Below are 25552 nucleotides of genomic sequence, written 5' to 3' on the forward strand. Positions count from 1 at the left end.
GCGGTGGTCCGGTTCCAGATCCCGGCCGCCTGGTCCGCGGGGAGGTAGGCCGAGAGCCATGCCATCCCGTCCTGATCCGGGGCGTACTCGACCCGACGATCCAAAACACCCTTTGCGTGCCGCTTCTCGATACTCTCCGTATGGTGGCGTTCCCGCCAGGTGCGGGCCCTGTGACGGAACCGGAACGCCGGCATTTCCCCTGCGGGACAACCACCGGCCGCGTTCGGCGCATCCGGGTCCAGAAAGTGGGCCTCCAGCGACGCGGCACCGGCCGGGTCAAGGGTTGCGGCTTCATCCACCATGGCCCGCGCGTGCTGCCACGAAATGGTGCCCGCTTGCAGAGCGGACAGCGTCAGCGGCAAAGCGGTCGTCAGCAGTTGTGACTGGTTCAGCAGCGCACTTGCGGCCCGTTCGCCGATGGCCAGGACGCATGCGATCTCCGCGGTCACCGCCATCTCCTGCGCCTGCACCGGCGCACCTGGCGAAGCGATAGCTTGGGCGGTGTCCGCATATTCCACTGCGGCCCGGGCCTTCAGGGCAGCCATCCGCGCCTCCACTCCCGCGGCGCCGGAGAGGATGTCCAGGCACGTATCACCCAGGCCACGCAAAAGATCAGCCTCCGATGACACTTCAGAACCGGACCCGCCAGCCCCGTTCAGTTCGGAATTCAGCACGGCAATGGCAGCAATGATGTCCGCATATGCCTTCGCCACCGCCGCGTTTCCCATGTTTCCATCATCTAGTGAGGGTCTGACATTTAAGCGAGAATGGATTTCGGGGCGTGTGGCCAAAACGGGAGCCGGTTCTTGGCGATCGATGCAACCGCCCCGGATCATTTCTCCGCCGGGAAACTATCGTCCCCGCTGTCCCCCCCGGCCCGCCTCCTCGGACTGAGACACCGCATCGTGCCGGGATGGCGCCACGAACGACGGCGCGAGGCCCCGCCGTCGCGCGGCACGTGGAAGTATTCAGGTATGACTATCGATAATGATGCTGCCAACACTCCGGCGCCAACGGACTCACAGGGCACAGACGCCGCGGCCGAAGTCAGCCGTGGCTGGTTCCACATCGGGGCCATCATTGTGGATGCCACGCTTCAGCGCCGCCAGAACTACAACGAAACCGTCAAGCCGCGCGTCGAAGCCCTCGTCGCGGAATGGCCGGATGCCGCCACAACCAGTGGATTCCGCCAGCACCTCGATACGGGGAAGCTCTCGGAAGTCATCGACTGGCCATCGCCTGGCCGTCTGGCCCAGATAGAGGACATTACGCAAGTGTTCGAGCGTGAGGGCATCGAAACGGTAGCGGAGCTCCGCGGCACGCTCGAGGACCACATCCAGGGTGCGGCCCTCCGGGAAGCCCTTGCGCTAGTGCGGCACGTCAGTCCCAAAACGCTGGATTACATTGGCACATTGAGCGGGATCTCAACAGGTGCGGCCGCCGACCGGGCTGCCGGCGTGGAGGACCTGACCTAAGCGCAGATCGCTTTTAGTCGGCAAGTCAGCAAATGCGTTCAGGGCTGTCTGGCCGAAGCCGGAGGACAACCCATAAACCGCAGCGCCGGCAAATGTAGACGGGTTCGATGCCGAGCACATGCAGCTGCTTGCGACTCATCACCCTGCCGCAGCAGGAGCATCTGCAGGTCCCTTCAGAGTCCATTGTTTTTGAGCGCTTCGGTTATTTGGCTGATCGTCGGAAGACCCGCCAGCCCGCTTGGAGTCGCGTATATCCGGCAGGCCAGATCGTCTGCAGTCGCACCGGTCGGAACAATGTCGGACCCATTGAGGGTGATCGTAGGGGAACCCGCGAATCCCGTGCCCGCCGTATCCGGCGCGGACTCCAGGAGTCGTATGGTCACTGGAATATCGCCGTGTCCCAAGCGGTCAGGGCTGATTCCAGTCGCTCCTGCGCCTTAGCAAGGTTGGGGCACTCGTCGATGTGGAGCAGTTCGATCCTCATAGAATCATTCTCCACCCCCAGCATCAGCCTCCGGGACTCACCGGCGGTGTGTGATGTGGACAAGCGGACGACGGCGGGACCTCCCGCCGTCGTCCGCCCGGTGGTTGAGCTAGTCGAAACCTGCCGCTCGACTACGCCGCGGCGGAAGCAGGAACCTTCAGGGGCTCCACCTTGCCCAGGACGAACAGGTAGTTCGCGGCTCCGGCCAGCGACACCAATCCGATGACCGCGAGCGGCGCCACGTAGGATCCCGTCTGGTCCACCAGGACACCGATCAGGACCGGCGTGAAGATGCCTGCCAGGTTGGAGGCGAAGTTCTGGAGCCCGCCGATGGATCCGACGTGGCGGGAGCTCGGGGCAACGTCCGCGGGGAGCGACCAGATGCCGGTGGCGGCGACGGTGAGGCTGGAGTATGCCACCGACAGGAGGGCAAGTGCCATCCACGCCTCGGGGACCACGGCGGCGAACATGATGACCGAACCGCCGATCAGACCGCCAGCGATGGCGGTCTTCCGGACCCGTGTGACCGAGACCCCGCGCTGGACGGCCCGGTCGGCAACGTAGCCGGCCAGCCAGCCGAAGGCCACCGCGCAGATGCCCGGGATGGCACCGAAGAGGCCGAGCTTGAGCAGGTCGAAGCCGCGTTCCTTCACGAGGTAGCTCGGGAAGAAGGTGATGAAGAAGTCGATGGCGCTGTTCAGGCAGAAGAAGCCAAACATCATGCTGAGGATGGTGCGGTATTTGAACAGTGAGCGCCAGGGGAGCTTCGCTGCGTCGGCGTCGTCGTTCGCTGCGCTCCGGGCACCGCCTCCCCGGATGTAGGCCCGCTCCTCGTCATTGGCCGTCGGGTGGTCCTCGGGGCTCCGGTACATCTTCCACCACACAACAGCCCAGATCAGGCCGGCAATCCCAATGATGATGAAGACCGCGTGCCAGGACGTGAAGGCGACGATCAACGTGACGATCGGCAGCGCGATGACCGCACCTACACGGGAGCCTGAATCCCAGATGCTGGTGGCAAAGGCCCGTTCGCGGACCGGGAACCAGGTGGCCACCACCTTGGCGGCGGTGCTGGGGGCCGGACTTTCACCGACACCGAGCAGGAACCGCGCGGCGAACAGCGACCAGAAATTCTGCGCAAAGGCGGTGACCATGGTGAACACGGACCACCAAACCGCTGCCAGGGTGAAGGACTTCCGCGGCCCAACCTTGTCGACGTACCACCCGGCGGCCAGCTGGCAGAAGTCATACGCCCAGAAGAAGGCGGCAAAAATGAGGCCCTGCTGGGTTGCCGAGAGCTCAAAATCCTTACCCATAAACGGCAGGGCAACGCTGAGGCTTGAGCGGTCAAGGTAGTTAATACTGAGCCCGATGAACGCGAGCCAGATGATCACCCAGCGCTTGCGGGTCATGGTGCGGGGAGCCTTGGACGAAAGATTGGGGGAAGAGTTGGGGGCGAGCCTGCTGCCTAGGACAGTCATACCGTCTCCTTTGACGTAAACGTGGCTTTCGGGTGCCTGGACACCGGGGAAGACGCCGAGGATTCCGGCGCAAGATCATGTAGGAATCGGAATAATCATATAGTTAATGTGATCCAGAGCAACTTTTGGAAGAAAACGCCCCACCCCCGGCCGCTCCCACCCGTGGAATATGATTCCCACAGCGACTCCACCAACCAGCACAAAGAGGTAACCGCGTGCCCACACGTCAATCATCCGATGCATCCAAAGGCAAGGCAGCCGTAAGTGACGTCTACGCCTCCATGCGGGCCTCCATCCTCAAGGGCGAAATCGCACCCGGCGCACGGATCAATATTGATGCGGTCTCCCGCAGCCTGGGCGTCTCACAGACCCCGGTCCGCGAAGTGCTGCAACGGCTGGAGGGTGACAACCTGGTGGTCTACAGCCCCGGCCGAGGATACAGCACCACGCCGCTGCTGGACCTACCCGCGCTGCGATCGCTCTTTGAGTTCCGGCTGCTGGTGGAACCGTGGGCCGCGCGGTCCGCGGCCGTGGACCGCCTCGCCAACCCAGCCGCGGCCTTGGAGAAGGAACTGTCGGCCATCCGCAACTCCATGAAGACCACCAGCGGCGACGCTCGGCAGGACCTCGTGGCCCATGACACCCGCTTCCATGACACCATCCTGCTGGCAGCCGGGAACCCGGTAGTCCAGCACGCCTACGCCCAGACCCACTGCCACCTGCACACCTTCCGCCTCTACCCGGCAGACATCGACGGCGCCATCACCATCGCCGAGCACGCCACCGTACGGGAGGCCATCGCGTCCTGCCTGCCCGACCGCGCCGAGGAGGCCATGGCCCAGCACATCAGGAACTCCTTCGCCCGGTTCGCCAAGGCCTTCGAAGGCACGGCAGACCTCTCGCCGCTGGAGAACGGCGGACCACCAAGAAGGCATATCGTCACCTGAAATCGAAGCTCCGGCCTGCTGGCCGGGGCTTCTTTTTTCTCGGGCACTTGATCTGAGTCACCGTTCCTATATGATTATGAGAATTCATATAGGAATTGTGTTCACGAATTGAATTGACCAGAGAGAGAAGAAACCCATGACCTCCATCATTTCCATCCACACCCAAGACGTGCGGTTCCCCACGTCCCTGGAGCTCGACGGTTCCGACGCGGTCAACGTTGACCCGGACTACTCCGCTGCGTACGTCGTCATCCGCACCGACGCGGGCGACGAAGGCCACGGCTTTGTTTTCACCTGCGGACGCGGCAACGAAATCCTCACGCACGCCATTGACGCCTATGCCGGCCTGCTCCTCGGCCGGGACATCGATGAACTGATCTACGACCTCGGTGGCGCGTCGAAGCGCCTCATCCACGATTCCCAGCTGCGCTGGCTCGGCCCGGAGAAGGGCGTCACACAGATGGCGGCCGGCGCCCTCGTCAGTGCACTCTGGGACATCCGCGCACGGCGCGAGAACAAGCCCCTGTGGCTCCTGCTCAGCGAGATGCCCGCCGAAGAAATCGTCGACGTCGTAGATTTCACACACATCCGCGACGCTCTCAGCCCCCAGCAGGCACTGGACATCCTGCGCGCCGGCGAAGACGGAAAGGCCGCCCGGATCGCCGCCCTGAAGGTGGACGGCTACCCCGCCTACACCACCTCGCCGGGCTGGCTGGGCTACAGCGACGAGAAGCTCGTCCGGCTGAGCAAGGAAGCCGCCGCGGACGGCTTCTCCATGATCAAGCTGAAGGTGGGCGGCGACATCAATGACGACCGCCGCCGCATGGCCTTGGCCCGTAAGGCCGTGGGCGACCTCCCGATCGCCATCGACGCCAACCAGCGGTGGGAGGTCTCCGAGGCCATCGAGTGGGTCAACCAGCTCTCCGAGTTCAACCCCTACTGGATCGAAGAACCCACCAGCACGGACGACATCCTGGGCCACGCGGAGATCCGGAAGGGCGTTGCCCCCGTCCGCGTCGCCACCGGCGAGGCCGTCGCCAGCCGCATCGTGTTCAAGCAGCTGCTCCAGGCCGGTTCCATCGACGTCCTCCAGCTGGATTCCACCCGTGTGGGCGGCGTCAACGAGAACATCGCCAACCTCCTGCTCGCTGCCCGCTTCAACGTACCGGTTTGCCCGCACGCCGGCGGCGTGGGGCTGTGCGAACTCGTCCAGCACTTCTCCTTCTTCGACTACGCGGCCATCACAGGAAGCCAGGACGGCCGGATGATCGAGTACGTTGACCACCTGCACGAGCACTTCGCCGAGCCGGTCCGCATCGTCAACGGCCGCTACGCCGCCCCGGAACTCCCGGGCACCGGCGCCGAAATGCTCAGCGCCTCCCGGGCCCGCTGGGAGTTCCCCGCCGGCGCCGGATGGCTCGAAGTGGGCGACCGCGCCGCGGTTACGGGCGCCTCCGTGACCGGAGCCGGTGCTCTCCGATGACAACCACGGTCCATGACCTCAACGCGAGTGTCGACGCCGCCCACGCAGCCTTCGAAAAGGGCCGCACCGCAGACCCCGGCACCCGCGCAGCCTGGCTGGAGGCGATAGCGGCCGCGCTGGAGAACGACGCCGATGCGCTGGTGGAAATCGCCGCTCAGGAAACCCACCTGGGCGATCCACGGCTCCGGGGCGAGCTGAAACGCACGGTCTTCCAGCTCAGGCTCTTCGCCACGGAAGTCCGCGCCGGCGAGCACTTCGACGCCACCATCGATCACGTGGACGCGGACTGGGGCATGGGCCCGCGGCCGGATCTGCGCCGGCTCAACGTGCCCATCGGCGTGGTGGGCGTCTTCGGAGCCTCCAACTTCCCCTTCGCCTTCAGCGTGATGGGCGGCGACAGCGCCTCGGCACTGGCCGCCGGGTGCGCCGTGGTGCACAAGGCACACGACGGGCACCGGAACCTCGCGCTCCGCACCGCCGAGACCGTCATCGCCGCGCTGGATGCCGCCGGAGCCCCTTCCGGGCTGTTCTCGCTCGTCACCGGCCGGCCTGCCGCGGAGGCTCTGGTGGACCATCCTGCCGTGAAGGCCATCGGGTTCACGGGTTCGACGGCGGGCGGCCGGGCACTGTTCAACCGTGCCGCCGCCCGGCCCGAACCGATTCCCTTCTTCGGCGAACTGGGCGGCATCAACGCCGTGTTCGTCACCGAGAACGCCTGGGCGGTGCGGCGCGACGAAATCCTCAGCGGATACGCCGCTTCATTCACCATGGGAATGGGCCAGTTCTGCACCAAGCCGGGGCTGCTGTTTGTTCCGGCTGGAGAGGCCGACGGCGTCCGGCAGGTTCTGAGCGCCGCGCTGGCGGACTTTGCCGCAGCACGGCTGCTGAGCCCGCGGTTGCACGAGGGCTACCGGCAGTCCGTGCAGGATCTGCGCGGCACTACCGGCGTGGAGGTTCTAGTGGAAGGAGACTTCGACGAGGCACCGGCGCCAACCGTGCTCCACACGACTTCCGCGGCTGTCCGCAGTGTTCCGTCAATTCTGCGGCAGGAAATGTTCGGGCCCGCCAGCCTGGTGGTGGAGTACGGCGACGAATCGGAACTCCTGGAACTCACCGGACTGCTGGAGGGACAGCTGACCACCACGCTCCAGGCGGAGCCGGAGGATGACGTGTCAGAACTGGCCGCACGGCTGACGGACATCAGCGGCCGGGTCCTCTGGAACGGCTGGCCCACGGGGGTCACGGTCAGCTACGCCCAGCACCACGGTGGACCGTACCCCGCCACAACATCGGCCACCACCTCGGTAGGAACGGCCGCGATCCGGCGCTTCCTCCGGCCTGTGGCCTACCAGTCGTTCCCGGAAGGTCGCCTGCCCGAACCTCTGCAGGACGCCAATCCCTGGCGGGTTCCGCAGCGAGTGGATGGGGTGTGGCAGCGGCCCGTCCGGCAGGGACAGACTGCAGTCCAGACTGCAGGAATCGAGGTCCGGCCATGAGCGCCGCATTGGACCTCGGCGGGGCCTCGGTACTCCCGGACGACGCGGCACGGGCACTCCTGATCGGCCGCGTCTGGGACGTTGAAACCGGCGGACCACGCGTGGTCGCCGTCCAGGAGCAGGACGTCTTCGACCTCCAGCATCTGGCCGAAACCGTCTCCGAGCTCCTGGAACGGCCGGATCTCGTGGCCGCCGTCCGCGCCGCGATGACACTGCCCCGGTGGAAGACCAGCGAGATCATTCACGCGTCGCTGACGCAGGACGCGGCTCGCCCTCATTTCCTGGCTCCCGTGGATCTCCAGGTCATCAAGGCCTGCGGCGTGACGTTTGTGGACAGCATGATCGAACGGGTCATCGAGGAGCGTTGCGGCGGAGACGCCAGCCGCGCGGCCGAGATGCGGGAACTGGTGGGCCGTGCCCTCGGCGGCAGCATCAGCTCCATCCGGCCCGGCTCCCCCGCGGCTGCCGAAGCCAAGAAGGTGCTCATCGCCGAAGGCCTCTGGTCGCAGTACTTGGAGGTCGGGATCGGGCCGGATCCCGAGGTCTTCACGAAGGCCCCGGTGCTCTCGTCGGTGGGGCTGGGCGCGGCGGTCGGGATCCCTGCGTTCTCCTCCTGGAACAACCCGGAACCGGAACTGGTGCTGATTGCCACCTCGGCCGGCACAGTTGTGGGCGCAACCCTGGGCAACGACGTGAACCTCCGCGACGTGGAGGGCCGGAGTGCCCTGCTGCTGGGGAAGGCGAAGGACAACAACGCGTCCAGCGCCCTAGGTCCATTGATCCGGTTGTTCGACGACGGCTTCACCCTGGAGACGCTGCGCCAGGAGGAAATCCTGCTGCGCGTCGAAGGCCGGGAAGGCTACTCACTGGAGGGACGCAATTCCGTGTCCCGGATCAGCCGTCCGTTCGAAGAGCTCGTCGCCGCGACGGTTGGGAAGCACCACCAGTACCCGGACGGCTTTGCACTGTTCACCGGCACTCTCTTCGCGCCAACGCAGGACAGGGACCATCCGGGACAGGGGTTCACGCACCACATGGGCGATACGGTGACCATCCGCAGCCGCCACCTCGGGGCCCTCATAAACGTCGTGGGGGCGGCGGAACAGTTGCCGGAATGGTCGTTTGGCCTGCGGCAGCTGTTCGGCTATCTTCATGCCCAACGCGAAGTCCGCGCATCAAGCAGTAAGGAATATGCCTCATGAAGTTCGCCCAGATTGGCGCCCCGGGCGCCGAACAGCCCGTCCTGGTCCACGGGGACAGGCACTACTCGCTCCAAAGCATCACACCGGCCATCAACGGTGACTTTCTGTCCAACGGTGGCCCCGCGGCTGCCGCCGCAGCACTGGGCGCAGGCACGCTGCCGGACGTCAGCTCCGACGTCGTACGCTACGGCGCCCCGGTGGTGCGCCCGTCCGCCGTCGTCTGCGTTGGCCTGAACTATGCCGCCCACGCAGCGGAATCGGGTGCCCAGCCGCCGGAGCATCCGGTCATCTTTCTCAAGACACCCAATACCGTGGGCGGTCCGGACGATGCCGTGGCCATCCCCCGGGGATCAACCAAAACTGACTGGGAGGTGGAGCTCGGGATCATCATCGGCAAACGCGCCTCCTACCTGGACTCCCCCGAGGCCGCCCGGGACCACATCGGCGGGTTTGTGGTGGTGGACGATCTCTCCGAGCGTGACTTCCAGCTGAACGTTTCCGGCGGCCAGTGGTCCAAGGGCAAGAGCTCACCGGGGTTCTGCCCCACGGGTCCCTACCTGGTCACCCCCGACGAGGTCGACGCCGGCAAGCTGCGGCTGCGCAGCTGGGTCAACGGCGAAATCCGCCAGGACTCATCCACCGCGGACATGATCTTCGACGTCGAGACCATCGTCTGGAATCTGAGCCAGTACATGGTGCTTGAGGCCGGCGACCTCATCTGCACCGGCACCCCCGAGGGAGTCGCGCTGTCCGGGCGGTTCCCGTACCTGAAGGCCGGCGACGTTGTGGAAATCGAAATTGACGGGCTGGGGCGGCAGCGCCATGAATTCATCGCATGAACGGGGACCCGGCAATGGAGTTTGAAGGCATCCGTGCCATCGTCACCGGCGGGGCTTCCGGCATCGGAGCGGCCACAACGGCTCATCTGACCCGGCGCGGAGCGAGGGTGGCGGTGCTGGATCTGAATCCCGAGGCAGCATCCGAAGCGGCGCTGTCGATCCGATGCGACGTGGCCGATGACGCTTCGGTGCGTGCCGCCGTCGAACGCGTTGCCCGGGAATTCGGCGGGATCGACGTTGTGGTCAACAACGCAGGCATTGGAGCCCAGGGAACCGTTGCGGACAATGACGACGCCGAGTGGCAGCGCGTTCTGGACGTCAACGTGATCGGCGCGGTGCGGGTGAGCCGCGCCGCCTTGCCCTATCTCCGGCAGTCCCCCGCCGCCGCGATCGTCAACACGTCCTCCATCGCCGCCACCGCAGGGCTGCCCGCCCGGGCGCTCTACGCGGCCACCAAGGGCGCCATCCGGGCGCTGACGCTCAGCATGGCGGCCGATCACGTCCGCGAAGGCATCCGGGTCAACTGCGTCAATCCGGGCACGGCTGACACGCCCTGGATCAACCGGCTGCTGAGCCAGGCGGATGACCCGGTAGCGGAACGCGCGGCGCTGGAGGCCCGGCAGCCGCACGGCCGGCTGGTGACGCCGGAAGAGGTTGCAGCGGCGGTGGCGTATCTGGCCAGTCCGCTGGCCGGTTCGACGACGGGCACTGAACTGGCGGTCGACGGCGGCATGCAGGCGGTGCGCCTGCGTCCCGTCGAGTAACGTCCCGCCGAGTAACGCCCCGGCGGGGTAACTCCCCGTCGGAGTAGAAGCTGCGAGGCGCCGTCGTGTCCTGATTTGTCGGGGCACGGCGGCGCCTCTGGCGTGTCCGGATGAACCGCGCCAACCCCTTCCGGCGAGCGCACACAAGCGGTTTTCAGGAGGGGCTTGACCTGCGTCACATACACTATATGATAGTGCGTATTCCTATATGATCTTCGACGGCGAACGACCGGGATCCCCGGACTCCGTCACCCCCGCATCCGATCCGCATCAATAATCCCCAGGAGAGCACCATGTTCAAAGCAACACCGAAGTTGCTTCTTGTTCCGGCTATCGCGTTGGCCCTCACGCTGGGAGGCTGCTCCTCCGGCGGCGCCTCGGCCGGCGCTGCGAGCGCAACAGGAGCCGTGGCTGACAGCCACCTCACCCAGATCCTCAAGACGAAGACGATCAAAATCGCCGTCAGTGCCGACTCTCCGGGATACGGCGTGATGACGTCATCAGGTGAGCACGAGGGTTTCGACATTGACGTCGCGAACGCGCTCGGCGCCTCGCTGGGCGCAAAGATTGAGTTCGTCACGGCCACGAACGAAAGCCGCATCCCGCTGCTGCAGACCGACAAGGCGGACGCCGTCATTGCAACCTTCACGGCATCGGATGCGCGGGCCCAGGTGGTGGATATGTCCGAGCCGTACGCCGCCAGCTCCACCGTCTTTATGGTGCCCGCGGGAAGCCCGATCGCCAGCTACGCGGATCTGGACGGGAAATCCGTGGCCACGTCGCGCGGAAGTGTGGGCGAGCAAATCCTCAAGGCCACCTTCCCGAACGCCAAGATCGCCGGCTTCAACACCACGGCCGATTCCATCCAGGCCCTCAAGAGCGGCAAGGTGGACGCGCTGATTGAAAACAACGCGATCATCGGCGGGCTCGTGAAGAGTGATCCGTCCGCATTCCAGGTGCTCAAGGGCGACCCGATCAAGCCGGCGCTGTTCTCCATCGGCGTCAAGCAGGGCGACCAGACGTGGGTTAACTACATCAACAACTTCATCCGGAACTACACCATCTCCGGACAGAACGAGGCCTCCCTGCAGAAGTGGTTCGGGCTGGAACTTCCGCCCTTCCTCGCCCACTAACAGTATTCGGACGCACTCTCCGGTGTGGGTGAAGGACAGGCAGTCATTCACCCACACCGCCGTTCACGGATAGGACCCTTTGCTCATGGCTTTATATTTCGGAGACCTTCTCCCGTTCAGCTCGCTATTGCTTGAGGGGCTCTGGACAGCTCTTTACATCACGCTCGTGGCCATGGTGGCAGGAAGCGCACTCGGCGTCTTCCTGTACCTGGGGAAGGTCGGGCCCGGAAAAGCAGTCAGCATCTTCTGCTCGTGCTACATCGAGGCCATCCGCAACACGCCTCTGCTGGTGCAGCTGTACCTGATCTACTTTGCCCTTCCCGCGCTGGGCATCAACCTCGAACCCATCTGGGCCGCCGTTATTGGCCTGACCCTCAACAACGCGGCATACACGGCGGAAATTTACCGGGCCGGCTTCGAGTCGGTGCCACACGGCCTGCGTGAGGCCGGCAAGGCCCTGGGTATGAAGAACGCCCAGATCGTGCGCTACATCGTCCTGCTGCCAGCCACCCGGAACGTTTTCCCTGCACTGACCAACCAGCTGATTCTGCTGTTCCTGGCTTCGTCGATTGGATCCATCATCTCGCTTCCTGAACTGACCAACGCGATCATGAGCGTCAGCAACACCACGTACCGGACCATCGAGGTGCTCGCAGTGGGCGGGCTGCTCTACCTTGGCGTTTCCGCCCTGCTGTCCCTGGCCTCGAAACGGGCCGAAACGACGCTGTTTCGGTGGGCGGTGGGCGCACGTGTTTAGGGCCTTTGATTGGCAGGACCTCATTCCGCTGGCCAAGGGGGCCTGGCTGACCATTCAGCTCTGCGCCATGTCCGGCATTCTCGGCATCATCTTCGGACTGATCCTCGGCATTGCCAGGACCTCCCCCAGCAGGATCGCCCGGTGGATCAGCACCATCTATATCAGCTGCGTCCGCGGCATCCCGATTCTGGTCATCATCTTTTTCATCTTCTTCGGAATCCCGCTGCTGTTTCCCGGCCTGGAACTGGACAAGTTCGCCTCGGCCGTCATTGCGCTGACCTGCTTCGCAGCCGCCTATGTGGCAGAAATCGTGCGGGGCAGCATCGAAGCCGTGCCGAGGGGACAAAGTGAAGCGGCAGATGCCCTCGGGCTCAACTACTGGGCGAAGCTCCGGTATGTGGTCATGCCGCAGGCCAGGAAGATCATGGTTCCCCCCGGCGTCGGCTTCATCATTGGCCTGGTGAAGGATTCCTCCCTGGTGACGGTGACCGGGCTGGTCGAACTGACCCACGCGGGCAACATCGTCACCAACCTCACCGGCGACCCCATCATGACGTTCCTGACGGTCGCCGCCATGTACTTCGTCATTTGCTACAGCATCTCCCTGCTGGGGCGCCTGTACGAGAAACGGACCGGCATCCAGGTGGACCCCCTCAAACTTCCCGAGCCCGCGAGCGTTTAGATCGGAATATGACTGTGATTTTTGTTGAGAATTTGAATAAGAAATTCGGCCCGAACCATGTCCTCAAAGGCGTTGACTGCCACATCCGTGAGCGTGAGGTGGTGTGCGTCATCGGCCCCTCAGGTTCGGGCAAGAGCACGTTCCTGAGGTGCATGAACGGCCTGGAATCGATCACGTCCGGCAGCATCGTGATCAACAAGCACCGGTTGGACGATTCGAAAACGAACATCAACCTGGTCCGGCAGGAAGCGGGAATGGTCTTCCAGCATTTCAACCTGTTCCCGCACCTGAAGGTCATCGACAACGTTATGCTGGCCCCGCTCAAGGTTGCCAAGGTCAACAAGGACGAAGCCCGCGCCAAAGCCGAAATGCTGCTGGCAAAGGTGGGTCTGGCCGAAAAGATGGAGGCCTTCCCCGGGAGCCTGTCCGGCGGTCAGATGCAGCGTGTGGCCATAGCCCGCGCGCTGGCCATGGATCCAAAAATCATGCTCTTTGACGAGCCCACCTCAGCCCTGGACCCGGAAATTGTCGGCGAGGTGCTCACCGTCATGAAGGACCTGGCCAATGAGGGTATGACCATGGTGGTAGTTACCCACGAAATGGGCTTCGCCCGGGAAGTGGCCGACCGGGTGCTGTTTATGGACCAGGGACTGATCGTCGAGGAAGGCTCCCCCGATGAGATCTTCTCCTCGCCGCGGAACGCCAGAACTCAGGGGTTCCTCAGCAAGGTTCTGTAACCGGAGCACGCAGTGAGCGGACGACGGCGGGAGGTTCCCGCCGTCGTCCGCTCACTGCCGCGGTTCGCGGGGCCATGCCGTCGCCCTTAGCGTGTCGCAGCCGGACCGGTCGCCAGTTCGCGCCGTTCCTGACACACTGAGCCAATGAATGAGGCCCTCCCACCGTCCCGCAGGCCTGGCATCCGAGCTGCGATGTTCGTTGATTTCGACAACGTCTTCACCGGCCTGCAGGCACTGGATCCGCTGGCAGCGAAGCGCTTTGCCGAAGACCCGAAGCACTGGGCGGATGCGTTGTCAGCAGGTGGTTCCGGCGAGGACGCCCGCCGGTTCCTGATCCGCAACTGCTACCTGAACCCGGTGGTGTACTCGAAGTACCGGACGTATTGGACCCGCGCCGGATTCCGCGTGATCGACTGCCCGTCGCTGACGCAGCGGGGCAAGAGCAGCACGGACATCAATCTGGTGCTCGACGCCATGGACGCGCTGTCCGGCAACGTTGGCATCGAAGAGTTCTTCATTGCCTCGGCCGATGCCGACTTCACGTCCCTGATCCAGCGGTTCCGGGCCGCTGACCGCATGACCACGGTTATCGCAGCCGGTGCCGTTGCTTTCGCGTACCGGGAGATGGCGGACCATGTGGTGGAATCCCACGACTTCGTCGCCATCCTCAACGGCTCAACGGTGGAGCCGGTTCATGCGGTGGCGTCCGGGAAGCACCAGACTGTCCCCGCCGCAGCGAAGGCGAAGGCCAAGTCCGCCTCGCCCGCCATCCGTGAGGTCCTCGAGTTCGTCCGCGCCGCTCCCGGACCGGTTAACGGCGCGATGGTGGCCCACCGGGCACTCACTGCAGAGCCTTCCCTGAAGACGGACTGGGGAGGCTGGGGAAAGTTTGGGACGTGGGTGTCCCAGATCGGCCAGGGCGTCGAATATTCTCCGGCACAAGGTGGCTGGGTCTGGGACGCGAAGCGGTTCTCGAGCGAGGATCTTCCTGCGCCCGCGGACCTGCAGCCGGGCATCGAGGAACAGGTCACCAGGGTGACGGACGTGCCGGCACTTTCCGCAGCCCAGTTCCGCCAGATGTTCCATGCCATGGAAGCCAGGCTTCGTGAGCATCCACTCAACCGCACCGAACTGTCCCGGCAGGTGAGGGACGACTGCGTCAACGCGGACCAGCCCGTCTCCCGCAACGCCGTGAGCTTTGTTCTTCAAGGTCTGGCCTACGTCAATTTCCCGCTCACCGACGAGGCGACCGCGGAAGGTCTGGCAGCAGCCTGGACCGCGAACGTGGAAGAGCTCTGCCGCGTGGCGCTCCTGGAGTTCGACGCCGCCGAGAAGCTGGCCGTGCGGCGCTGGGCAAGCGGCGGACTGCTGGACGCCTGAGAACAGAAGACGGACGACGGCGGGACCTCCCGCCGTCGTCCGCCAGCCTCATGGGCGCTGATCAGATGGTGGCGCGTTGGGACGCCACCAGCGTCCCGTCCACAATGGCTTCGAGCTCTTGCAGGCGGGGAAGCGCACGCGTCGTCAGCAGTCGCTCGCGGACTTCTGCCGAGACAGCAAGGCTGTCCTTCCAGAGCGAGCGTCCCGCCATGGCGCCGCCGGCACCGTTTGCGACAGCGATCTCTACCTGCCTCATGAACGTCTCGTGGTCCACGCCTGCAGACAGTACGGCCCACGGCACGCCTGCGGCCGCCTCGGTGACCGAGGCACTGGCCTCACCGGATCCGGGGTACTGCAGCTTAAGCACCTTGGCGCCGCATTCGACGGAGAGCCGGGCAGCACCGGCGACGAGTCCGGGGAACGCAGCAGCGTAGGCTTCCTCGCTTTCGTCTTCGAGGCGATAGACCAGGATCTCGACGATGAGGAGGAGTCCTTCGTCGGTGCATGCCGTGACGAGTTCGCGGATTTCATCCGCGACGCGCGAGCTGGCGTCCTGAAGATCGGGGCGCATGTACCAGAGCATCTTCGCCACGTTGCCGCCGAGTTCGCGCACCCTGCGGGGCGTCATTCCCGGGACGAACTTTGTGTACTGAAGGCCGTCGACCGTGTCGAAGCCCGAAGCGTCAAGACCGACAACCAACGCGGTGTCGCGAGAGAGAACGCCCTCATCCGCCACACGGGGCAGGGCAATCTCAGGATCGAGCAGGATGGCCGGTGCGGCGTTTCCCAGGTAGCGGACCAGATCCACCTTCGCGTCGGAGAGCTGCTCGGCTGTAATGGAGTTCGGCCCGCCGGGTGCGTCGTTCATTACGGCCTTCATGCCGTTGCGCTGGTCGGCTGCAACGATGAGCATCTTGCCGCCAGGGGTCGAGATCGCTGCCATGCCGCGGCGCTCGAGAGTCGTAAGAGTGTTCACTGGTTTCTCCTAATTAGATGGTCTTGGTCTTGTGAGGATCTGGGGTCCGGCGGCCGGATGCACCGGAAACTGCCGTCGTGAGGGCGCGACAAATCGCGCCTCGTAGGGGGTGCGCCTTGGGAGGCATGGCCCCTCGGTGGAGGAATGGCGGGGTGACCGCTAGCGGCGGCTCAGTGCACGGCCTCGCGCACAGCGAAGTCCGAGAGGAAGTGCTCAAGCTGTTGACGCGGCGTAAGCAGGCCATCAATACGGATATGCCCGACGCCGGGGGCCTGCGTAACCTCTGGAGAAAGGAAACGCTCCGGGTTCTTGACCTTGTCGAGGTCGCGGGCCGCTCCGCGGAGCCGCATGCGTCTCACGACCTCGCCCGGCGGGGTGTCCATCCAGGCGAGGTGCACCCGCGGTTCAGGGATCGCGAGGCGTTCAATAAGCCGTGCCCACGCAGCCGGGAACGTGCGTTCGGACGTGAACGGAGCAACAACAACCACGCTGTTGCCCAGTGCGAGATTCTCCCGGGTGGTGTCGAAGAGGCAGGTGTAGCGAATATCGTTCACGCTCGCACGCGCTGCGGGTTGTGCTGTAGGGACATCGACCAGGAATTCGCCGCCCATGTGCTCAAACAAGGGATTCGTGACGGTGTCCAGGTCAAGGATGGTCCAGTGGAGCTCGCGGGCCAGGTCATGGGCAAACGTCGTCTTGCCACTCGCCGGCACTCCGCAGACGATAATCGCCTCGGCTGCGCGTTCTTCGGTCAGGTTCATTGTCATCCATTTCACATTGAGGTCGGGTCGCGGCGCCCCGCGCCGGGAACGGCGGTCAGCGGCTGGTGTAGCCGCCGTCGATCGGGAGGGAAGCACCGGTGATCATGGCGGCGGCGTCACTGAGCAGGAAGACAATGGGGCCGGCCACGTCGTCGACGGTGGCCCATCGTCCGAGTGGCATTTGCTCAAGGAAGGGGCCGCCGACGTCGGGTCGCCCCCAGTAGAAGTTGGACATGTCGGTCATGACCACTGTCGGGTTGACGCTGTTGACGCGGATGTTGTGCTTGCCAAGTTCCAGGGCCGACACCCGGGTGATGTTGTCCAGGGCGGCTTTGGAGGAGCCGTAGGAGATGTGGCCATGAAGTGCGACCATGCTGGCCTGGCTGGAGACGTTGACGATTGCACCGCCATTGCCCTGGCGGATCATGGAGGGCACCGCATGTTTGATGACCAGGAGGGCCCCGCGGGCGTTGATGCTGATGACCTTGTCGAAGACGTCGATGTCGGTGTCCTGCGGTGTGGCGATTTCGCCGCCGAAGCCGCCGCAGTTCACGACGCCCCACAGGTCCAGGCCCTCGAGGGCGTCTCTGATGCTTTCCTCGGAGGTCAGGTCGAATGCCAAGGGCTGGGCGCCGGTTTCATCGCAGAGCGGCGCCAAGGACTCGAGCGTGCGGGCGCTGGCGGTGACCTTCGCCCCCGCGGCGGTGAGTTGCCGGACGGTGGCGGCCCCGATGCCGCCGCTGGCTCCGGTGACCAGGATGGAGCGGCCGTTGAAGTCGGTTGTTGCAGATCGGGCTTCGACTGCCGTGCTGGCTGTGGGTGAGTCGGTCATGAAGTACTCCTTGTAGGCATCAAGAGTTCGGTCAGGTCCTGAACGGCGGTTCGCGCCCCGGAGCGTTCCAGGGCTTTGCGGGCCTGCCGGTACGCGGCGGCGAAGCGGGCGTTCCGGCCCAGGTCGCCAAATATTTCGGTCAGGTTGAGGAAGGCACCCGGCTCTACCTGGTCCGCACGGGCCGCCGCGCGAAGTTCGTCCAGGCGCCGGTCAGTGATGGCTACCGGTTCGCCATGTTCGTCTGTGCTTTCCAGGAACCGCGCCCAGGCGGCGATCACCAGCACGGCCCGGTCTATTGGTCCTCCGAGTTCAAGCTGTTCACGCACCACCGGAAGCACGAATTTGGGGATCCGTTCGGATGCGTCGACCATTTGGCGGGCGAGGGTGTCACGAATGGCGGGGTTGGCGAAGCGGTGGATGAGTTCGTTCCGGTACGCTTGCAGATCTATGCCGGGCACGGGTCGCAGGGTGGGTGTCGCCTCGCGTTCCATAAAGCCGCTGATGAACTCGGCGAACAGCGGATCGGCGCAGACCTCATGGACGAACCGATATCCGGCGAGGTAGCCAAGATAGCTCATGACCTGGTGGCTTGCGTTGAGCAGCCGAAGTTTCATGAGTTCATAAGGCTCGACGTCGTCCACGATCTGCACACCGACGTCTTCCAAAGGCGGACGCCCGGCGGTGAACTTGTCCTCGAGAACCCATTGTTCAAATGGCTCGGCAACGACCGGCCATGCGTCTGAGAATCCGTAAGCTTCGGTCACCGCGGCCCGGTCATGGTCGGTGGTGACGGGGGTGATGCGATCGACCATGGAGTTGGGAAAGGCTACGGTGTCGGCGATCCAGCCGGCCAGTTCGGGATCCTTGAGTCGGGCGAAGGACACGAGCGCTTTGCCGGCGACGTTGCCATTCCCCTGAATGTTGTCGCACGACATGACGGTGAACGGGGCCGTGCCCTGGTCACGGCGGTGCGCCAAGGCTGAGGTGATCAGGCCAAACGCGGAGCGTGGAACGGCGTTCTGCTTCAGGTCGTGGAGAATGTCCGGCGTACGGGGATCGAATTCACCCGTGCCGTCGCTGATGCTGTAGCCGCCCTCGGTAATGGACAGGGAGACTATGCGCGTAGCAGGATCTGAGAGTTTGCGGATCACCGCTGCCGGGTCGTCGGGGGCATACAAGTACTCGGTGATAGAACCGATGATTCTGGCGTCTTCGGTGCCATCCGCTCCCTTCAACACCAGCGTGTACAGGCCATCCTGGTCTTCGAGGACATCGCGCATGCGGGCATCCGAGGCGAGCACTCCGACGCCGCAGATTCCCCAGTCCTGGGAGCCGCCCAGGTTCAGGAGGCGGTCGATGAACATTGCCTGGTGCGATCGGTGGAATCCGCCGACGCCGAAGTGAACAATCCCGGTCCGTACCGCGCGGCGCTGATACGAGGGGATGGGTAGCAGGCCTGCCGCTTCTGGAAGGGCCGCTTCATTCAGGGACGTCATGTCATTCTTCTCTTTGGTCGGGAGAGGCGGGATGGTGCCGTTGCCAGCTTGCGAGTGGGCGGACAACGGCACCGCAACGCTCGCTGTTAGCAGGAGGACTTGTAGACGTACTTCGCGCCGTCACCGCTGATGTTGTCCGCGGTGATCTGCTTGAACCCGGTCTGGATCTCCTTCTCTGTGGGCTCGCCCTTGATGGCCTTGAGCGCCTGCTCCACACCTTGGGTGCCGATTGATGCCGGTTCCTGTGCGATCAGGGCCTGGACGATGCCCTCCTTGAGCTGCTTGACCTGTGCCGGCCCGGCATCGAAGCCGACGATCTTCACCTGATTCTGTTTGCCGGCCTGGCGGATGCCTGTGGCTGTTCCCTCTGCCGCGAAGGTGTTGGCCGCGAAGACTCCGACAATGTCCGGGTCCTTGGCCAACGCAGCGGAAACGAGTCTGGCGGCTTCAGCCGGATCGTTGTGGCTGTACTGCACGCCCAGGTACTGGAAGGTTGAGTCGGCTTTGGCGCCCTCTTCGAAGCCCGCAACACGGGCATCGGCTGTTGAGACTCCGGGGTCGGTGGAAATTACGAGGACTTTGCCCCCGTTGGGGCTAAGGTTTTTGATTGCCTTGAAGGCCTCAAGGCCACCGCCCTTGTTGTCCGAGGCGATCGCAGACGCGGCGAATGAGGGGTCCTGCACCGTGGTGTCAACCAGGATGACCTTGATGCCCGCGGCCGCAGCAGCCTTCAAGGGTGCCTGCATTGCGGCCACGTCCGTTGGCGCGATCAGGATGGCATCCGGCTGGGATGCCACAACAGAATCGACAATGGGCTTTTGAAGGGTCGGGTCGAACTTGGCCGGCCCCTGCGTGTTGATCGTTGCGCCGGCTGCCTTGGCAGCGGCGTCGATGCCGCATTGCATGCTGACGTAGAACTCGTCACCGGCCACACCTTGGATGAAGGTGAGCTTGGGCTGGTCTCCGGCTGAGCTCCCGGCCGAGGCGCTTCCGCCGGCACAGGCCGTGAGGGACGTTGCGGCGAGGAGAGCAGCCGCGAGCAGGGTGGCTTTAGGGGTCAACTTCATTGTGTAGCTCCTAGTTTGCTTGGATAGGTTGATGCGGGGGGAAAATCAGTTGGAGCGTCGGCCGTACAGCTTCTTTTTGCCGTCAGGCTTGGCGGACTGCCCTCGGGCTGCCGCCGCCCGGCGGCGCTGATCGACATAGACGGCGAGGACGAGAACGGCGCCGACTGCCACCTGCTGCCAGAACGGCTGAATGCCGACGATGACGAAGCCGTTTTGGAGTACCGCGGGGATGAAGAGGCCAATGACGGTTCCGAAGATGGTGCCGACACCGCCGAAGAGTGACGTTCCACCGATCACGACGGCGGCGATTACGTTAAGGTTTGTCGCTGACTGACCGGCGATAGCGGTCGTGCCGTACTGGGACAGCGACAGGATGCCTGCCACGCCGGCGAGGCCACCGGAGAGTGCGTAAATGGAAATCAGTTGGCGATCCACTTTCACGCCAACCCGGCGGGCGGATTCCTCATTGGAGCCAACGGCGAAGGTGTAGAGGCCGAATCTGGTCCGGTGGAGTACGGTCCCGAAGATCAGGATCAGGACCATCGCGATCAGGGAAATTGTCGGCCAGGTGGTTCCCGGAACGTTGCCGTATCCGATGGTGTCCTGGAGAACCGCAGGGACTTCGCGGATGTCCACGCCGCCTGTGATGACCTGCGCCAGCCCCAAGGCGCCGCCAAGTGTTCCCAGGGTGACAATCAGCGGCGGCACCTTGGCTTTCGCGATGAGAACACCGTTGAGAAGACCCCAACCGAGCCCGCATCCGACGGCGACGAGGATACCGACAATGGCAGTTTCCCATCCAGAATCGCCCATGGCCTGCATCACTTTTGCCGCCACGACTCCGGAGAAGACAAGGTTGGATCCAACGGACAGGTCGATGCCCGAGGTGACAATGACGAAGGTCATGCCGATACCCAGGACACCCAGGATGGAGACGTTCTGGATGATCTGGCGGACGTTGCCCCAGGTCGGAAACACGTCCGGCGCCAGCGCTGTGAAGGCCAGGAAGATGACCATCAGAACAAGCAGGATCTGGAACGATTGAACGTGGAGAACTTGTCGGAGGGTGTGTGCGCGTGAAATCTCGGGTGCCGTCCCGGCTGTCCGGGGTACGGCTTCGGTTGTGGTCATGAGTGTGCTCCATCAAGTGCGCCGGTCATTGCACCGACTAGTTCTTCCACAGTCGTTTTCTTCGCCTCGTAGGTGGCCACCCGGCGTCCGAGCCGGAGTACCTGGACTCGGTCGGCAACATCGATGACGTGCGGCATCGAGTGGCTGATGAACACGACGCCCACACCTTTGTCACGGACACGCCGGATCGTCTCGAGCACGTTTTTTGTCTGTACGACTCCCAGCGCGGCTGTCGGTTCGTCCAGGAAGATGACACCCTTGGCCCAGGCAACAGCACGTGCAATGGCGATCGCCTGCTTCTGGCCTCCCGACATGCTGCCGACTGGGTCGGACAGGCTTCGAACCGTAGCTCCGAGTTCATCGAAGGCTTCCCGTGACTTGGCACGCATTGTCCTGTTGTCCATGAATCCGAGCCGCCCTTGAAAGCCGGGCTTGGGGATTTCGCGGCCCAGGAACATGTTTTGGGCTGCGTTCAGGTGTGGTGCCAGGGCAAGGTCCTGATAGACGGTTTCGATGCCCAGGCTGCTGGCATGGCTCGGGGAAGTCAGTTCAACCTCGCCGCCGGCAAACAGGATCTTGCCGGAGTCCAAAGCAAGGTTTCCCGACAGTGCCTTTACGAGGGTCGATTTTCCGGCGCCGTTGTCACCTATGAGGGCAACCACTTCGCCTGCGTTGACATCGAAGTCGACGCAGTCGAGGGCGCGTACATTGCCAAAGCTGCGGGTGAGGCCGCGGGCTTCCAAAACGGGGATTGTTGTCATGGTGTAACACCTGTCAGCTGGTACGGGACGAATGCGGCGGCCCCGGCCCTGCAGCCGGAGACACTTCGTTGTGCTGTCACTTCTGTCTTCCTCTTCATTCAGGCCTTCGTGAAGGTCTCACGGCTGTGGGAATAGCTCAGGTCGATGATCAAATCGGCGCGTTCCCGGGTAGCAGCAACGACCGCGGCATTCCTTTGGTCGCTGCCAAGTACCCACGCTTCTGCTTCCGCGGGCGGCTTTCCGAAGGCTTCGTGGCGCCGGAGCAGCCGCAGCTGCCGCTCGTCGTCGCTTAGGTCCAGGAACCAGACCTCGTCGATCTGCGCCCGGCTCTCCCGCCAGCCTTCGGCGTCCAGGAGAAGATAATTCCCTTCGGTAATGACCAGGGGAACCTCGCGGGCCACCGGGATCGCGCAGCCGATCGATTCCTCCAGGCTGCGATCGAACATCGGGGCATAAACAACCGGCTCGCCGTTCGCCTTGAGCCGGCGCAGCAGGTTGGCATATCCCCAAGGGTCAAACGTGTCCGGAGCGCCCTTGCGGTCCGTCGAGCCACGCGCAGCAAGAACTCCGTTAGCCAGGTGGAAAGCATCCATTCCGACCCGGGCAGCCTGGCCATCCAAGGCATCGGCGATAGCCTGCGCCACAGTGGACTTTCCTGCACCCGGCGCTCCCGCAATGCCCAGGATGCGCCGGCTTCCGCTGACAGCGAGGGTACGGGCCCGCTCTACCAGCTCATCCAAGGTGCACGTCAGATGCTCGGCTTCCTGCTGGGAAACCTGGGGTCGAACTTCAGCAGTGTTCATCACTGTCTCCTCCGTTGGTCATGCCACGGTGAAGAAGCTCTGCTGCTACACCCTTGAAGCGCTGCCTTGAATCAAGCTCGCAGGTCTGGATCGAGTGACTCTAACCTTCGGCTTCGAGGAACTCGCTGTGACCTGCCTTACAGAAACTTAGATGCCTATGTCATCGATGTCAAGGGAAATCAAAAAACGCATGTCATCGATGACATGCGTTGCTTGAAGTTACTGCGGACATCGGGCAGGATGGGGTGGGCGGCGGATTGTCACCGATGACATCTTTAACAGTGGAGGTGTTCCCGCTTTTGAACAGCCCAGCCTGTAGGGTGTGCCCAGCAAACAATGAAGGAGCCGAACCGTGACTACGATGCAGGATGTGGCCACGCACGCCGGAGTGAGTGCCAAGACGGTTTCCCGGGTTTTTAACGACGATCCGCACGTCACGGAAGACACGCGGCAGCGCGTTCAGTCGGCAATGCGCGAACTCAAGTACGTGCCGAACATGCTCGCGCGCACCTTCCGCGAGGGCAAATCCGCCGTCATTGGCATCGCTGTGCCTGACGTCGCCGATCCTTTCTTCGCTGCCGTCACGAAGGGGATTGAGCTGGCGGCACGCGAACACGACATGGCCATCGTCGTGACCAGCCTCGGGGATAGCCCGTCCCTGGAGCAAAGCATCATTGAAGCGACGGTCCGCCGCCAGATCGACGGCCTCATTATCGCCCCGATCGCAGCCGATCAGTCCTACCTCGCACGGTGGCAGGACAGCTTCCCCATCGTCTTCATTGACCGCGTACCCACCAAGCTCAACGCCGACTACTTCGTCGAAGACGATTTCGGCGGCGCCTTCGAAGCGACGCAGCACCTCATTTCCCACGGCCACCGCCGCATCGCCATCGTCGGAGACTCACCGGACGTCCCCACCACGAGGCTGCGCCTGGAAGGCTATCGTGCCGCCCTTGACGATGCCGGTTTGGAGATCGACGAGGATCTGATTGTGCTTGGGTCGCGCGACGCGGACGCTGCCGCCCAGGTCTGCAGGACCCTGCTGGCACTGAGCGATGCGCCTACGGCTATCTTCTCCTCCAACGCGCGGTTCTCAACGGGCGTTTTCCCGGCCCTTCAGGCTTTGAAAAGAAGCGACATTGCGCTCATCAGTTTTGGCGACTTTCCCATGGCGGATGTCCTCCAACCCTCGGTGTCAGTCATCGACCAGAACCCTCGTCAGGTCGGACGGATTGCTGCCGAGCGCATCCTCGCCCGAATCGCGACGCCCGACAAGAGGTTCCGGCGCAAAAACGTCATTCCCGTCAGGCTGATCGAACGCCAGTCGTGCCAGCCAGCAGGCGCGGTGCTGGCATCCTCAGTCGCAGTGTGACGCCTCGAGGTTCCACTCCCCTACCGAATCTTTCCCGCACCGGAAATCAGCAGCCAATGGACGCACAAGCACCTTTGAGTGGGCCTGCGACCGGAGCACCTCACGGTCTCGGCCGACGTCGGCGGCCGAGGTCTGGCCGGTACCGTCCGGCGCATCGAATACCTCGGCGCGGACACCCTGATCGGAGTCCAGCCGGACCCTGCCCTCGGCCTGAAAATGTGGGAACTCAACCAGGACGACCTCATCTGGATCCGCCAGACGGGACAAGCACGCCTGATGGCCGGAGATCCCTGCACCATAGCCCTCGAGGCCAGAATGGCCAGCTACTTCGACAGCGAGACCGGCGCGAACCTGGCATCATCCGGCCAGGTCTCGGCCGCTGGGTTGCTGCCAGTGCGTGGCTGACCCGCGACACCTTTGTCCCATCTCAGCAACAAGGAAGCGGCTCAACGCTTCGCTCGAGGGACTCCTGGCGGAACCCGTGGAGGTCGTCCGCCTGGTGCCGATCCCCGCGGAAATTCCCAACAGGGCGCACTCTAGGCAGTACCCGCTACCGGCAAGAAGCGGACGACGGCGGGACTTCCCGCCGTCGTCCGCTTGCGTTGGTGCCGTTGACCTGCAGAGCCGGCCGGCCGCCTACTTGTCGACCAGCGTGATGTCGAAGGAGTACAGGTCCGGACGGTAGCAATGGCGGCCGATGTCGACAGCCTTCCCGAGACTGTCATAGACCCGGCGGTTGACGGTAAGGACGGGAGCTCCGGGAGGCATTTCGAGGAGCCGCTCCTCGTCTGGCTCGGCTGTCCGGGCGCCGATGTTCTGCTTGGCCACCCGCATGGTTGCGCCGCGGGCTTGCATCAGCCGGTAGAGGCTGCCTTGCTCCAACTGTCCGTGCGACAAGGCGGCGAACCTTTCCGGCAGGTAGTTCTCAAGTATGGCGAACGGAACGCCGTCTGCGAGACGGATCCTGCGCAGGTGCAAGACCTTGGCGCCAGGTCCTGTGTCGAGGGCTTCGGCAACGTGCGGAGGGGCTGTTACGAGCTCGTGCGTCAGGACTCTTGAACCCGGGCGCTTGCCAATCCTGGACAGGTCTTCAAAGAGGCTGGACAGTGCCACATCCCGGGTGAGCTGGCCGTGGACAACCTGGGTGCCGATTCCCCGGCTTTTCACCAGGAGTCCTTTGTCGACGAGCTCCTGGATCGCGTGGCGGATGGTTGGCCGTGAAAGGCCCAGCCGTCGCCCCAGAACCATCTCGTTCTCCAGGCGTGCACCGGCGGGCAGGTGGCCGGTGAGAATTGCTTGCTCAATGCAGGACGAGACCTGGAAGTAGAGGGGAACGGGACCTGCGCGGTCGACATCCACGAAAAGGTCCTCGGGCAAGACGATGTGATCCTGCAGCATTGTGGTCCTCCGGAATGGCGTTGCGAACGGGTCGGGGGCAGGAAGCCGGCCGACGTCCGTTGGCGGGGAGAAACCGTGACGTCTGCTCGACTCGA

24 protein-coding genes and 1 pseudogene are annotated in these 25552 nt (G+C 64.0%); 14 read left to right on the top strand and 11 right to left on the bottom strand.

Annotated features, from left to right (window positions below; genetic code table 11):
• A pseudogene (locus NG698_RS16065) lies at positions 1–728 on the bottom strand (DUF222 domain-containing protein); the annotation flags it as partial.
• 246 nt (positions 729–974) lie between these two features.
• Here NG698_RS16065 and NG698_RS16070 point away from each other — a divergent pair.
• A complete protein-coding gene (locus tag NG698_RS16070) occupies positions 975–1475 on the top strand; it encodes a hypothetical protein (protein WP_252610975.1) in 501 nt (166 codons plus the stop codon).
• 615 nt (positions 1476–2090) lie between these two features.
• On the opposite strand, the gene NG698_RS16075 is transcribed toward NG698_RS16070, so the two are convergent.
• Positions 2091–3440, bottom strand: coding sequence for an MFS transporter (locus NG698_RS16075; protein WP_252610977.1), 1350 nt, complete (start codon positions 3438–3440; stop codon positions 2091–2093).
• 215 nt (positions 3441–3655) lie between these two features.
• On the opposite strand from NG698_RS16075, the gene NG698_RS16080 reads away from it, so the two are divergent.
• From NG698_RS16080 to NG698_RS16130, 11 genes are all read left to right on the top strand, one after another.
• Positions 3656–4387, top strand: coding sequence for a GntR family transcriptional regulator (locus NG698_RS16080; RefSeq protein ID WP_252610979.1), 732 nt, complete (start codon positions 3656–3658; stop codon positions 4385–4387).
• Positions 4388–4523: 136 nt separating this feature from the next.
• On the top strand, positions 4524–5870 hold the full coding sequence (locus NG698_RS16085) for an enolase C-terminal domain-like protein (RefSeq protein WP_058931159.1): 1347 nt from the start codon (positions 4524–4526) through the stop codon (positions 5868–5870).
• Positions 5867–7366, top strand: a complete 1500-nt coding sequence (locus NG698_RS16090) for an aldehyde dehydrogenase (NADP(+)) (protein WP_308293045.1) — start codon at positions 5867–5869, stop codon at positions 7364–7366. The genes NG698_RS16085 and NG698_RS16090 overlap by 4 nt, the downstream gene beginning before the upstream one ends.
• The gene (locus NG698_RS16095; protein WP_252610980.1) at positions 7363–8568 is read left to right on the top strand and encodes a fumarylacetoacetate hydrolase family protein; all 1206 of its coding nucleotides are present in this window, start codon (positions 7363–7365) and stop codon (positions 8566–8568) included. Before NG698_RS16090 ends, NG698_RS16095 begins: the two co-directional genes overlap by 4 nt.
• Entirely contained in the window at positions 8565–9407 is an 843-nt protein-coding gene (locus NG698_RS16100) for a fumarylacetoacetate hydrolase family protein (RefSeq protein ID WP_252610982.1), read from the top strand. The genes NG698_RS16095 and NG698_RS16100 overlap by 4 nt, the downstream gene beginning before the upstream one ends.
• Positions 9408–9421: 14 nt before the next feature.
• Positions 9422–10171, top strand: a complete 750-nt coding sequence (locus NG698_RS16105; protein WP_252611073.1) for an SDR family NAD(P)-dependent oxidoreductase — start codon at positions 9422–9424, stop codon at positions 10169–10171.
• A gap of 293 nt (positions 10172–10464) precedes the next feature.
• A complete protein-coding gene (locus NG698_RS16110; protein ID WP_252600469.1) occupies positions 10465–11304 on the top strand; it encodes a transporter substrate-binding domain-containing protein in 840 nt (279 codons plus the stop codon).
• Positions 11305–11389: 85 nt separating this feature from the next.
• On the top strand, positions 11390–12061 hold the full coding sequence (locus NG698_RS16115; protein WP_252600468.1) for an amino acid ABC transporter permease: 672 nt from the start codon (positions 11390–11392) through the stop codon (positions 12059–12061).
• Positions 12054–12743 carry an amino acid ABC transporter permease gene (locus NG698_RS16120; RefSeq protein WP_058931152.1) on the top strand — a complete coding sequence of 230 codons (690 nt, stop codon included), beginning with the start codon at positions 12054–12056 and terminating at the stop codon, positions 12741–12743. Before NG698_RS16115 ends, NG698_RS16120 begins: the two co-directional genes overlap by 8 nt.
• An 8-nt stretch (positions 12744–12751) precedes the next feature.
• Entirely contained in the window at positions 12752–13480 is a 729-nt protein-coding gene (locus NG698_RS16125; protein WP_256471159.1) for an amino acid ABC transporter ATP-binding protein, read from the top strand.
• A 144-nt stretch (positions 13481–13624) separates the two neighbouring features.
• Positions 13625–14860: an NYN domain-containing protein gene (locus NG698_RS16130; RefSeq protein WP_252600466.1), complete on the top strand. Its 1236-nt coding sequence runs from the start codon at positions 13625–13627 to the stop codon at positions 14858–14860.
• Between the two features lie 61 nt (positions 14861–14921).
• Here the strand turns inward: NG698_RS16130 and NG698_RS16135 are convergent, their stop codons facing one another.
• The 8 genes from NG698_RS16135 to NG698_RS16170 all read right to left on the bottom strand — a co-directional run bounded on the left by NG698_RS16135 (position 14922) and on the right by NG698_RS16170 (position 22687).
• Positions 14922–15836 carry a hypothetical protein gene (locus tag NG698_RS16135; protein ID WP_252610984.1) on the bottom strand — a complete coding sequence of 305 codons (915 nt, stop codon included), beginning with the start codon at positions 15834–15836 and terminating at the stop codon, positions 14922–14924.
• A 170-nt stretch (positions 15837–16006) separates the two neighbouring features.
• Positions 16007–16597 carry a P-loop nucleotide/nucleoside kinase family protein gene (locus tag NG698_RS16140; RefSeq protein ID WP_252610986.1) on the bottom strand — a complete coding sequence of 197 codons (591 nt, stop codon included), beginning with the start codon at positions 16595–16597 and terminating at the stop codon, positions 16007–16009.
• A gap of 55 nt (positions 16598–16652) precedes the next feature.
• Entirely contained in the window at positions 16653–17429 is a 777-nt protein-coding gene (locus NG698_RS16145) for an SDR family oxidoreductase (protein WP_252575942.1), read from the bottom strand.
• Complete coding sequence (locus NG698_RS16150) at positions 17426–18925, bottom strand: mannitol dehydrogenase family protein (protein ID WP_252600463.1); 1500 nt, start codon at positions 18923–18925, stop codon at positions 17426–17428. The genes NG698_RS16145 and NG698_RS16150 overlap by 4 nt, the downstream gene beginning before the upstream one ends.
• Positions 18926–19011: 86 nt before the next feature.
• Positions 19012–19992: an ABC transporter substrate-binding protein gene (locus NG698_RS16155; protein WP_252575940.1), complete on the bottom strand. Its 981-nt coding sequence runs from the start codon at positions 19990–19992 to the stop codon at positions 19012–19014.
• 45 nt (positions 19993–20037) lie between these two features.
• Positions 20038–21123, bottom strand: coding sequence for an ABC transporter permease (locus NG698_RS16160; RefSeq protein ID WP_252610987.1), 1086 nt, complete (start codon positions 21121–21123; stop codon positions 20038–20040).
• Positions 21120–21884 carry an ATP-binding cassette domain-containing protein gene (locus NG698_RS16165; protein WP_252600461.1) on the bottom strand — a complete coding sequence of 255 codons (765 nt, stop codon included), beginning with the start codon at positions 21882–21884 and terminating at the stop codon, positions 21120–21122. Before NG698_RS16165 ends, NG698_RS16160 begins: the two co-directional genes overlap by 4 nt.
• A gap of 98 nt (positions 21885–21982) precedes the next feature.
• On the bottom strand, positions 21983–22687 hold the full coding sequence (locus NG698_RS16170; RefSeq protein ID WP_252610989.1) for a nucleoside/nucleotide kinase family protein: 705 nt from the start codon (positions 22685–22687) through the stop codon (positions 21983–21985).
• A gap of 361 nt (positions 22688–23048) precedes the next feature.
• On the opposite strand from NG698_RS16170, the gene NG698_RS16175 reads away from it, so the two are divergent.
• The gene (locus tag NG698_RS16175; protein ID WP_252611075.1) at positions 23049–24059 is read left to right on the top strand and encodes a LacI family DNA-binding transcriptional regulator; all 1011 of its coding nucleotides are present in this window, start codon (positions 23049–23051) and stop codon (positions 24057–24059) included.
• Positions 24060–24137: 78 nt separating this feature from the next.
• The gene (locus tag NG698_RS16180) at positions 24138–24464 is read left to right on the top strand and encodes a TOBE domain-containing protein (RefSeq protein WP_252610991.1); all 327 of its coding nucleotides are present in this window, start codon (positions 24138–24140) and stop codon (positions 24462–24464) included.
• A gap of 231 nt (positions 24465–24695) precedes the next feature.
• Here the strand turns inward: NG698_RS16180 and NG698_RS16185 are convergent, their stop codons facing one another.
• Positions 24696–25457, bottom strand: coding sequence for a GntR family transcriptional regulator (locus NG698_RS16185; RefSeq protein ID WP_252600458.1), 762 nt, complete (start codon positions 25455–25457; stop codon positions 24696–24698).
• Between the last annotated feature and the right edge of the window lie 95 nt (positions 25458–25552).

Origin of the sequence: Pseudarthrobacter raffinosi, from assembly GCF_023913735.1 — a bacterium.
Taxonomy (GTDB): Bacteria; Actinomycetota; Actinomycetes; order Actinomycetales; family Micrococcaceae; genus Arthrobacter; species Arthrobacter raffinosi.